The organism is Kitasatospora sp. NPDC101801 (assembly GCF_044766665.1).
In the GTDB taxonomy this organism is placed as follows: Bacteria; Actinomycetota; Actinomycetes; order Streptomycetales; family Streptomycetaceae; genus Kitasatospora.
In genome coordinates this window covers 67,338-77,541 of the sequence record NZ_JBIWML010000039.1, presented here as the reverse complement: position 1 = coordinate 77,541, position 10,204 = coordinate 67,338, and the positions used below count along the sequence as shown (strand labels likewise).

7 protein-coding genes are annotated in these 10,204 nt (G+C 74.3%); 2 read left to right on the top strand and 5 right to left on the bottom strand.

Translation table 11 applies throughout. The features are described from left to right. Nucleotides 1–308: 308 nt before the first annotated feature. The 3 genes from ACIRPK_RS30450 to ACIRPK_RS30440 form a co-directional block, all read right to left on the bottom strand. Entirely contained in the window at nucleotides 309–2,891 is a 2,583-nt protein-coding gene (locus tag ACIRPK_RS30450) for a SpoIIE family protein phosphatase (protein WP_403044321.1), read from the bottom strand. 215 nt (nucleotides 2,892–3,106) lie between these two features. Next, nucleotides 3,107–5,770, bottom strand: a complete 2,664-nt coding sequence (locus ACIRPK_RS30445) for a SpoIIE family protein phosphatase (RefSeq protein WP_403044310.1) — start codon at nucleotides 5,768–5,770, stop codon at nucleotides 3,107–3,109. 449 nt (nucleotides 5,771–6,219) lie between these two features. After that, the gene (locus ACIRPK_RS30440) at nucleotides 6,220–6,750 is read right to left on the bottom strand and encodes a (deoxy)nucleoside triphosphate pyrophosphohydrolase (RefSeq protein ID WP_403044308.1); all 531 of its coding nucleotides are present in this window, start codon (nucleotides 6,748–6,750) and stop codon (nucleotides 6,220–6,222) included. Nucleotides 6,751–7,183: 433 nt separating this feature from the next. Between ACIRPK_RS30440 and ACIRPK_RS30435 the strand changes: the two genes are divergently transcribed. After that, the gene (locus ACIRPK_RS30435; RefSeq protein ID WP_403044305.1) at nucleotides 7,184–7,948 is read left to right on the top strand and encodes a DsbA family protein; all 765 of its coding nucleotides are present in this window, start codon (nucleotides 7,184–7,186) and stop codon (nucleotides 7,946–7,948) included. 13 nt (nucleotides 7,949–7,961) lie between these two features. Here the strand turns inward: ACIRPK_RS30435 and ACIRPK_RS30430 are convergent, their stop codons facing one another. Continuing rightward, on the bottom strand, nucleotides 7,962–8,777 hold the full coding sequence (locus ACIRPK_RS30430; RefSeq protein ID WP_403044303.1) for a methyltransferase domain-containing protein: 816 nt from the start codon (nucleotides 8,775–8,777) through the stop codon (nucleotides 7,962–7,964). A gap of 146 nt (nucleotides 8,778–8,923) precedes the next feature. Here ACIRPK_RS30430 and ACIRPK_RS30425 point away from each other — a divergent pair, with 146 nt between their 5' ends. Next, nucleotides 8,924–9,505, top strand: a complete 582-nt coding sequence (locus tag ACIRPK_RS30425; protein ID WP_403044301.1) for a pyridoxamine 5'-phosphate oxidase family protein — start codon at nucleotides 8,924–8,926, stop codon at nucleotides 9,503–9,505. Nucleotides 9,506–9,542: 37 nt separating this feature from the next. Here ACIRPK_RS30425 and ACIRPK_RS30420 read toward each other — a convergent pair whose 3' ends face one another. Next, nucleotides 9,543–10,196 carry an HAD-IA family hydrolase gene (locus tag ACIRPK_RS30420; protein ID WP_403044298.1) on the bottom strand — a complete coding sequence of 218 codons (654 nt, stop codon included), beginning with the start codon at nucleotides 10,194–10,196 and terminating at the stop codon, nucleotides 9,543–9,545. Between the last annotated feature and the right edge of the window lie 8 nt (nucleotides 10,197–10,204).

The window sequence follows — 10,204 nt, the reverse complement described above, 5'->3', positions numbered from 1 at the left end:
GTGGGTGGTGCTGCCCATGCCGGTGATGCTCCTGTCTCGCCGATCCAGACTAACCCGACATACCGGGCGTCTCAGTCGAGACTGTCAGGGAGGGGCCCGGGGCTGCACCGTAGGCAGGTGCTCAGCGGTCTACTACCCAGGGGCTCGGGGAACTGCGAGGAGATCTGGCGCCGGGGTCACTGCGAAAGTGCCTGACCACCCCTCTACGGATCACCTTTTCCGAGGCCGGCGTCGCAGTTCCCCGAGCCCCTGACCGTAGACGCCGAAGCACCTGCCAAAAAGTCGGCGTCGCCCGCGCGGCGGAGCCGCTAGAGGGTCAGTTCGAACCAGACGATCTTGCCGTTCGGGGTGCGGCGGCTGCCCCAGCGTTCGGCCAGGAGGCTGACGAGCTGGAGGCCGCGGCCGCCTTCGTCGGTCTCCTGGGCGCGGCGCTGGCGGGGTTGGGCGTAGCCGTCGTCCCAGACCTCGCAGACCACCGTGCGGTCCCGGAGCAGCCGCAGGCGGATGTCGCCGTTGCCGTGCCGGAGGGCGTTCGTGACCAGCTCGCTGACCAGCAGCTCGGTGGTGTCGACGAGTTCGTCCAGGCCGCGGACCAGCAGCCAGGAGCAGGCGAGCTCGCGGGCCTTGGCGACCGAGGTGGGCTCGGAGGGGAGCTTCCAGTCGCCGACGGCGTCCTCGGGGAGGGGCTCGACCTTGGCCATCAGGAGGGCGATGTCGTCCTCGCCGTGATGGGGGATCAGCTCGTGCAGCACCTCGTCGCAGAGGCTCTCCAGCTCGCGGGAGCCGCCGGTGAGGGCGGTCCGGAAGGCCCGCAGGCCCTCGTCGAGCTGGTGCTTGCGGGACTCCACCAGGCCGTCGGTGTAGAGGCCGAGCACGGCGCCGTCCGGCAGCGTGACGGTGACCTCCTCGAACGGCTCGCCGCCGACGCCGAGCGGGAGGCCGGGCGGGACCTCCAGCATCCGGGCGGCTTCGCCGGGGCTGAGCAGGACGGGGGGCAGGTGGCCCGCGTTGGCGAAGACGCAGCGCTGCTTGACCGCGTCGTAGACCGCGTAGACGCAGGTGGCGAGGTAGACCTCGGCCTCCTCGCCGGGGGCGGTGGTGTCGCCGCCGAGGCCGCGGGCGATCTCGTCCAGGGCGGTGAGCACCTCGGCCGGGTCGAGTTCGAGCAGGGCCAGGGTGCGGACGGCGGTGCGGAGTTGGCCCATCGCGACGGCGGCGCGCAGGCCGCGGCCCATCACGTCGCCGATCACCAGCGCGGTGCGGCTGCCGGGCAGCGGGATGACGTCGAACCAGTCGCCGCCGACCTCGGTGTTGTTGTTGCTGGGCAGGTAGCGGCGGGCGATCTCCAGACCGGTGGCGGCCGGGTTGCCCGGGGGGAGCAGGCTGCGCTGGAGGATCAGCGCGCGCTCGTGCTCGCGGCGGTAGAGCCGGGCGTTGTCGACGCAGACGGCGGCCCGGGCGACCAGTTCCTCGGCGATCGCCACGTCCCGGGCGTCGAAGGGCTCGCTGCCGATCGCGCGGGACAGCTGGACCAGGCCGAGCACCTGGTCGCGGGCGACCAGCGGGACCACCAGGGTGGAGCGCAGCAGCGGGTCGGGGCCGGGCTGCGGGACCACGCTGCGGCCGGTGCGCAGGGCGCGGGCGTGCGGGGAGCGGCGGGGGTAACAGAGCGAGCCGCCGGCCTCGGCGACCGGCACGGCGCCCTCGGCGCCGAGCACGCTGGAGGCGCCGCCGACCACGCTGGAGACGGCCACCCGGCGCAGCTCGCCGGAGCCGTCCGAGGCGCCGCCCTGGCCGGAGACCGGGCCGGACTCGCCCGCCAGCAGGGCGGTGTACAGGTCGACGCTGGCCAGGTCGCAGAACTGCGGGACGATCACGTCGAGCAGTTCCTTGGCCGTGGTCTCCAGGTCGAGGGTGGAGCCGATGTGGGTGCTGGCCTCGTTCAGCAGGGCCAGGCTGCGGCGGACGCCGGCGGCCTCGCGCTCGGCGACGTGCCGGCTGGTCACGTCCAGGACCTGGCCGGCGACGCCCATCGGACGGCCGTTGGCGCTGTTCAGCCGGTACAGCGAGATCGCCCAGCGGCGGCCGCCGTCCCGGGCCGGCACGGTGCTGGTGCGCGGCACGGCACCGGTGAAGCGCAGGTCGAGCACCGGACCGCCGCCCGCCAGCACCTTGCGCAGCGCGGCCAGCAGCCGGTCCGCCTCGCCGGGCAGGAAGAGGTCGTACGGGTTGAGCCCGGGGAGCTCGTGGGTGGGCAGGCCGACGGCGGTGGCGAACGCCTGGTTCACCCGCTGCAGGCGCAGCTCGGGGTCGAACAGGAAGAACCCGGTCGGGGTCTGCCCGAAGACCGCCTCGGAGGCGGCCAGGTCGGTCTCGATCCGGCGCAGCCGGCCGAGGTCGACGGCCAGGCAGGTGGCGCCCGGTGAGCCGCTGTCCGGCATCACGTAGAGCTCGGCCAGGCCCTCGGAGCCGGTGGCGTCCCGGTACGGGGCGGTGCCGACCCACTCCTCGCCCGCGAGGATGCTCTCCAGCCGGGCCCGGCCGCGCTGCCAGAGCTCGCGCGGGACGAAGGTGGTCACCGGGTCGGTGCCGACCGCCTCCTCGGCGGGGACGCCGAAGAACTCGGCCGCGCGGGCACTCCACTGGGTGATCCGGCCGTCCGGCCCGATCGCGAAGGTGGCGACCCGGATGTAGTCGTAGATCGTCCCGGACTTGTCGTAGTCACCCCAGTCGGCTGCGGCCGCGGCCGCCCGGAGACTCGGACCGCTCGGCTGCCCGGGCACGGCGACATGGCCGCTGTCGCTCGACGCTCTCCACGCCGGGATGCTGTTCAACGGTCCGATCCCCTCCAACCCGCGCCCATCCGGATGTCGAGAACACCGAGTATTCATCATCGGAGGGCAGGCGCACACGCCCCCAACATCACAACATCGACTCAGGACTCCCCTTCCCTGCTCCTCCATACCCGAAGGCGGCTGTTCGAACCGCCCGCGCGCCACAAGATCGCTGGTCGGCGCCCGGTCCCCGGCCCGGGACCTGACGCGTCACGGACAGGCCCGGCGTACCCCGCACGCCGCCTGACGGACCGTCCGCTTCCCGGGCGGTCTCACTCCAGGTGATCGTCCGCCGGGTCGAGCTCGAACCAGACCACCTTGCCCATGCCCTCGGCCCTGGCGCCCCAGCGCAGTGCCAGCCGGCGGACCAGCTCCAGGCCCCGGCCACCCTCGTCCGCCTCGGCCGCGTGCCGCTCCCGGGGCGGGTCGGGCAGCGGGTCGGAGATCTCCACCAGCAGGGTCTCGCCGAGGGTGAGCCGGACGCCGATCGGGGCACTGGCGTACCGGACCGAGTTCGTGACCAGCTCGCTGACCAGCAACTCGGCGGTGTCGGTGAGGTGTTCGACCTCCCACTCGGCCAGCGCGCCGCGGACCAGCCGGCGGGCCCGGGAGACCGCGGTCGGCTCGGCGGGCAGCGTCCAGCCGGCCGTCGGGATGCCCGCCCGGCCCCGGCCCAGCCGGGCCAGCAGCAGTGCCACGTCATCGGGTTCGCGGCCCTGCTCCATGGTGTCCAGGACGGCCTCACAGGCCTGCTGGATCGAGGCGTACGGCTGCTCCAGCACGGTGAGCAGCCGTCCGAGCCCGACGTCCAGGTCCTTGTCCCTGGACTCCACCAGGCCGTCGGTGCAGAGCACCAGCAGGCTGCCCTCGGGGATGTCCAGCTCGATCGACTCGAACGGGACCCCACCGACCCCGAGCGGGGCGCCGGACGGCAGGTCGAGGATCTGGCCGACCCCACCGGTCAGCGCGCTGCCGACCCGGGACGGCTCCTCGAGCGGCTCCTTGGGCACGATCAGGATCGGCGGGATGTGGCCCGCCTTGGTCGCGGTCAGCCGCTGGGTGGACGGGTCGAAGACCGCGTAGACGCAGGTGGCGAGCAGTGCCTCGTCCGGGCCCTGGGCCAGGTCGTCGGTCAGCTCGTGGACGTGCCGCAGCAGCACCTCGGGCGGCAGGTCGAGACCGGCCAGGGTGCGGACGGCGGTGCGCAGCCGCCCCATCGTGGCGGCCGCCCGCAGGCCGTGGCCCATCACGTCGCCGACCACCAGTGCGGTGCGGCCGTCCGGCAGCGGGATGACGTCGAACCAGTCGCCGCCGACCTCGGTGCCGCTGCTGCCCGGCACGTACCGGTAGGCGACCTCGATGCCGGCCGGCTGCGGGACCTGCTGCGGCAGCAGGGTGCGCTGCAGGGTGAGCGCGGCGGTCCGCTCCCGGGCGTACAGCCGGGCGTTGTCCAGCGAGCTGCCCGCGCGGTCGGCGAGCTCGACCGTGAACGCCAGGTCGTCCCGGTCGAAGCCCTCCCGGTAGCCGGCCCGGCTGACCACCAGCAGGCCGATCACGATCCCCCGGGCCCGCAGCGGGACCACCAGCCGCGAGTGCACACCGAGGTCGTGGGCGGCCTGCACCTTGGGGTCGCCGGGATAGGTCAGGTCGCTCAACTCCTCAGGGCCGGAGAGCAGTTCGGGGATACCGGTGCGGAGCGCCCGGCCGAAGGCGGAGTCGTCGGCGAAGGTGATCCTGGCCCCCCGGCGGAGCATCACCTCGACCTCGGGGGCATCCTGCACCGAGGCGGTGCCGAGCTGGAGCAGCGAGGTCCTGCGGTCGTGGCCGTGCCGGGGCAGGTCGTCGCCGTGCGCGACCGCCTGCAGCAGGATCACCGCCGCGTAGTCGGCCAGCCGGGGCACCACCGCACCGGCCAGCTCCTGGGCGATCCGGGTGGCGTCCAGCAGGTCGCCGACCCGGGAGCCGAACTCGTTGAGCAGCGAGAGCCGGCGCCGGGCGTGCTCGACCTTGGCCACCGCCCGGTACCGCTCGGTCACGTCCATCACGGTGCCGGAGATGCCGAGCACCCGGCCCGCCCGGTCGGTCATCCGGCTGTACGAGATCGACCGGAAGCCGCCCGAGCGGGCGGTCACCGGGGAGGCCAGCGTGACGTCGATGACCGGCTCCCCGGTCGCCAGCACCTGGCGCTGGATCGCGGTGATCTCGTCGGCGGCCCGCTCGGGCAGGGTCTCCCCGGTGGTCCGGCCGACGTGCTCCTCGGCCGGGACGCCGTTCATCTCGGCCAGGGTGTGGTTGACGGCGGTGTACCGCAGCTCGGTGTCCAGGATCGCGATGCCCAGCGGGGACTGCTCGAACAGCGCGTCCCGGACCGCGAGGTCGCGCTCGACCGCCCGCAGCGCACCGGCCTCCGCGAGCGCCACCTGGAGGAACGGGGTGCCGTCCCCGTCCACCAGCAGGGAGATCCGGGCCTCCACCCCGACCTCCTCGTCGTCCCGGTGCCGCAGCGCGGTGAAGCCCTGCCAGTGGCCGTTCCGCAGGGTCGCCTGGATCGCCGCCCTGACCCGGCTCACCAGGTCCTGATCCGCCATCAGCTCGTCGATCCGGCGGCCCACCAGCAGCTCGCTCGGCCAGCCGAGCAGTTCCTCGGCGGCCGGGCTCCAGAGCACCACCCGCCCGGCGGTGTCCAGGATCGCGATGGCCACCTTCACCACGTCGAACAGGCTGCCCTCGGTGCGCTCGGCGAACGCCTCCACCGGGGAGCTGTCCAGACCCGGGTACGGGGCCGTCGGGCCGCCCCGGGTGCCGCCCGAACGGGGCTCGGCGGGTGGGCGGGGGGCCTGCGCCGCAGCGGGCTGCGCGGCCGGGGGCCTGGGGGTCAGGCGGCGCAGCCGGGCCCGTGCCGAGGCGCTGCCGACCGTCCTGGGCCGTGGGGTCACACCCGCTCCGGCCACCGCCGGTCGCGGCCCCCGCCGGGAGGCTCCGTCCGCGGACGGCTGCGCTCCGCCGTCGTTACCCGTGCTCGACACCGACCGCCTCACCTATGGTGACGAATACTGCCGAAAAGTGACATACCCATCAGAACGCCAGGCTACCCCGGCGAGCGGGTCGGCTTTTCCGATTGACCTACCTGGCCCAACCCTTCCGCAGGGGGCTCGGGAGGCCGCGCCGTAGGCAGGCGCTCAGATTTTTGCAGGGCGCTCGGGTCTGGGGTCCGGGGGCTCGGGGAGCTGCGAGGAGATCTGGCGTCCGGGTCACTGCGAAAGTCCCTGACCACCTCCGCACGGATCACCTCGAACGAGGCCGGCGTCCGCAGTTCCCCGAGCCCCCGGGCCGTGGGCGGTTGAGCACCTGCAAAAGGCCGGTGTCGACCGCGGCGGGCCCCTGGCTAGTGGAGCAGCGCGGCGACGTGCGGGAGGACCTCGCGGTCGTGGGTGAGCCAGTCGACGGTGGTGAGGTCGGTGGGGCCCAGCCAGCGGAGTTGGTCGTGGTCCTGGAGGGGGCGGGGTTCACCGGTGATCAGTTCGGCGGCCCAGATCCGGAGTTCGAGGCCGGGGCGGACCAGCCAGCTGCCGGGAAGGCGGTGCAGGGCGCGGGCCCGTACGCCGAGCTCCTCGAAGAGCTCCCGCTCCAGGGCCTGCTGCTCGGTCTCCCCCGGTTCGGCCTTGCCGCCCGGGAACTCCCAGCCGCCCGCGACCTCGGGCGGGGCGCTGCGCCGGGCGGCCAGCACCCGGCCCTGGTGGAGGAGTGCGCCGCCGACCACGATCCGGTCGGGCACGGGCTCCACCCAGTACAGCTGTTTGTGGCCCCGGGCCTCGAACTCGTCGGCCATCGCCTCGGCCGCCGGCCGGGTCAGCTCACCGGCCACCAGAGCGCGGTTGCCGTTGTCGTCCTGCCGCATCACCCGGTACGTCCCCATGGGCACCACCCTAGGGGCTGTCGTCGAACTCCCGTCGTCGCCCGGAGGGCGGCCCTGCGGCGTCCGGTGCGTGCTCTCGGCATGCCGGGCGGGAGCACGCGCACTGGGTCGTACTCGGGCTTTCGTCCGGCGCGGCGAGGGTGCGTGCCAGGCGGCGTGGGGCAGGCGGGAGTCTGACGACAGACCCTAAGGCCGCTGCGGCCCGGCCCGGTGGGGGGCGGGCCGGGCCCGGTGCGCTCCGAAAGCTACGGCTGCTCTGCTACCGGCGGGTACGGCCGGGGTTAACGGGAGGTAAGCGGCGGGCGGGCCCGGGACGAAGGTCGGCCCCGGGCGGGTCCTGCGCCTCTGCCCGGCCGACGCGCCGCTGACTAGCGTCACAGGCACGGAGGCCCCGCCCGCGCCCGCCTCGGGGCTCCCGACGAGAGGAGTCCCCATGCCCGCGACCGCCCGACTCTCCCGGCAGCCCCGGCGTCGCCAGGTCCTGGCCGGGTCGTTCGCCGCCGGGCTGCTCGCCGTGACCCTGGTGGGCTGCGGCGGCGCGGACGCGCCGGGCTCGGCCGCCGCCGGATCCGCCGCCACCGCCACGCCGAGGACGCTGCCGGCCGCCGAGGCGACCACGCTCTCCCAACTCCCGGCCCGGCTGGCGGCGGACGGCACCACCGTGCTGGTCGGCGACCCGGACGCCCGGCACACGGTGCGGGTGTACGCCGACTTCCGCTGCCCGTACTGCGCGAAGTCCGAGGCGGCCACCGGGGAGTTGCTGGCCTCGGCGGCCGCCAGGGGCGAGGTGCGGATCGAGTACACGCTGGCCTCGTTCCTGGACGGCAGGCTCGGCGGCTCGGGCTCGGTGAAGGCGGCGAACGCGGCCCGGGCAGCGCTGGAGGCGGGCAGGTTCGCCGAGTTCCACGCCGCGCTGTTCGCCAACCAGCCAGCCGAGGAGTCCGACGACGCCTTCACCGACCGGTTCCTGCTCGACCTCGCCTCCGGGGTCCCCGGGTTGCGCAGTGACGGGTTCGACCGGGCGGTCGAGGGCGTGACCTACCGGGACTGGGTCGGCCAGGCCCAGGACGCCTTCCGGGCCTCCGGTGCGACCGGCACCCCGACCGTGCTGGTGGACGGGGAGAAGGTGGCCGGCGGCGCGCAGTACGACCGGGCCGCGTTCGCCGAGTTGCTGGAGCGGGCCGGGATACCGGCCTGACCGGCGGCCCCGACTACCCGACCCGGGCCAGTACTTCGCCGCTCAGCACGGCGAACCAGCCGTCCGGGTCGGCCGCCCAGCGCCGCCACCCGGCGGCGATCCGGGCGAGCTCCCCTGGAGTGGCGAAGCCGCCGGCCAGCGCCGTGTCCACGATCCCGGAGCCGACCACCCGGTCCGCCCAGCTGTCGCCCCACCAGTCGCGCTGCCCGGCCGTGGCGTACGTCCAGGTGGAGGAGGAGCAGTCGACCGTCCCGAAGCCGGCCGCCCGGGCCCAGGACGCCAGCCGGCGTCCGGCGTCCGGCTCGCCGCCGTTGGCCCGGGCCACCCGCTGGTACAGCGCCATCCAGTCGGCCAGCTCCGGCAGTTCGGGGTACCAGGCCATCGCCGCGTAGTCGGCGTCCCGGCAGGCGACCACCCCGCCGGGCCTGGTCACCCGGCGCAGCTCGCGCAGCAGCGCCACCGGATCGGCCACGTGCTGCAGCACCTGGTGGGCATGTACGACGTCGAACTCGCCGTCGGCGTACGGCAGTCGGTACGCGTCGGCGGCAGCGAAGGTCACATTGCCGATGCCCCGCCCGGCCACGTGCTCCGCCGCCTGGGCCAGCACCTCGGCCGAACGGTCCACCGCGACCACCCGCCCGGTCGGGCCGACCAGCTCGGCCAGGTCTGCGGTGATCGTGCCGGGGCCGCAGCCGACGTCCAACAGGGCCTGGCCGGGCCGCAGTTCGGGCAGCAGGTAGCCGGCCGAGTTCGCCGCCGTACGGGACCGGTGCGAGCGCAGCACGGCGTCCTGGTGGCCATGGGTGTAGACAGCCTGACGTTCGGTCATGGTGGGCTCCCCTCGTCCTGACGGCCCGTTCACCGCCGTTTCGAGCCTACGCCGACGTCTCGGAGCTTGAGAATATCTGTCTCGGATGACAAGACGACTGCCGAGCAGGGTCGCCCCGGCGGGCGCGTTTCCGCGACAATCGGGCCATGGGAAAGACCTACGAACGAATCGACGGCCGCCTGCGGAAGTTCATCGAGGCCCAGCCGGTCTTCTTCACCGCCACCGCCCCGCTCGCCGAGGCCGGGCACGTCAACCTCTCCCCCAAGGGCCGGTCCGGCACCCTGGTGGTCCTGGACGAACTCACGCTGGCCTTCCTGGACTTCGGCGGCAGCACCGCCGAGACCCTGGCGCACCTGCGGGAGAACGGCCGGATCACGCTGATGTGGTGCGCGTTCACCGGCCCGCCCACCGTGGTCCGGGTGCACGGCCGGGGCGAGCCGGTGTTCCGGGACGACCCGCGGTTCACCGAGCTGCTCGGCCACTTCGACCCGACCGCCGACGGCAGTGCCCTGCGTTGCGTCGTGCTGGTGCACGCCACCCGGGTCAGCGACTCCTGCGGCTTCGCGGTGCCGCTGATGGAGTACCAGGAGGACCGCTCGATGCACGCGGAGTTCTTCGACCGGAAGACCGACGACGAGTTCGCCGTCTACTGCGAGGGCAAGCCGTACGTCCCGGTCAGCCTGGACGGCCTGCCCGCGCTGCCACTGCCGCTGCCGCCCCGGCCCTGAGCGCCCGGGGCCCGGCCGCTCAGGGCCCACCGGTCGCTCAGCCGATCTCCAGCAGCAGCCCGCCCTCGGCGGCCGGGACCACCCGGACCTGCTCCAGGGTGTCCACCTGCACGGTCGGGCCGAACGCCGCCGCGCGCGGGCCGACGCCGACCACCCGCATGCCGGCCGCCCGGCCGGCCATGATGCCCGCCTCGGAGTCCTCGAAGACCACGCAGTCCGCCGGGTCGACGCCGAGGCCGGCCGCGCCCTTCAGGAAGCCCTCCGGATCCGGCTTGCCGGCGCCCACCGACTCGGCGGTCACCCGCAGCTCGGGCAGCCGCAGCCCGGCCGCCGTCATCCGGGCGGTGGCCAGCGTCTCGTCCGCCGAGGTGACCAGCGCGTGGGGGAGCCGCTCCAGCGCGGCCAGGAAGGCCGCCGCCCCCGGCACCTCGACCACACCGTCCAGGTCGGCGGCCTCCTCGGCCAGCATCCGCCGGTTGTCCGCCAGGTTCTGCTCCACCGGGCGCTCCGGCAGCAGGATCGCCATGCTCAGGTGCCCCTGCCGGCCGTGCACCACCCGCATCGCCTCGTCACCGTCGATGCCGTGCTCGGCCGCCCAGCGCCGCCAGCAACGCTCCACCGCCGCCTCGGAGTTCACCAGGGTGCCGTCCATGTCGAGCAGCAGGGCACGGGCGGGCAGGGTGACAGACATGGGCAGAC

What these genes read in the sequence shown, in the direction of transcription:
- ACIRPK_RS30430 (WP_403044303.1), bottom strand. Translation starts at nt 8,777, where the DNA reads ATGACCGAACGTCAGGCTGTCTACACCCATGGCCACCAGGACGCCGTG.
- ACIRPK_RS30425 (WP_403044301.1), top strand. Translation starts at nt 8,924, where the DNA reads ATGGGAAAGACCTACGAACGAATCGACGGCCGCCTGCGGAAGTTCATC.
- ACIRPK_RS30420 (WP_403044298.1), bottom strand. Translation starts at nt 10,196, where the DNA reads ATGTCTGTCACCCTGCCCGCCCGTGCCCTGCTGCTCGACATGGACGGC.
- ACIRPK_RS30440 (WP_403044308.1), bottom strand. Translation starts at nt 6,750, where the DNA reads ATGGGGACGTACCGGGTGATGCGGCAGGACGACAACGGCAACCGCGCT.
- ACIRPK_RS30450 (WP_403044321.1), bottom strand. Translation starts at nt 2,891, where the DNA reads ATGAATACTCGGTGTTCTCGACATCCGGATGGGCGCGGGTTGGAGGGG.
- ACIRPK_RS30435 (WP_403044305.1), top strand. Translation starts at nt 7,184, where the DNA reads ATGCCCGCGACCGCCCGACTCTCCCGGCAGCCCCGGCGTCGCCAGGTC.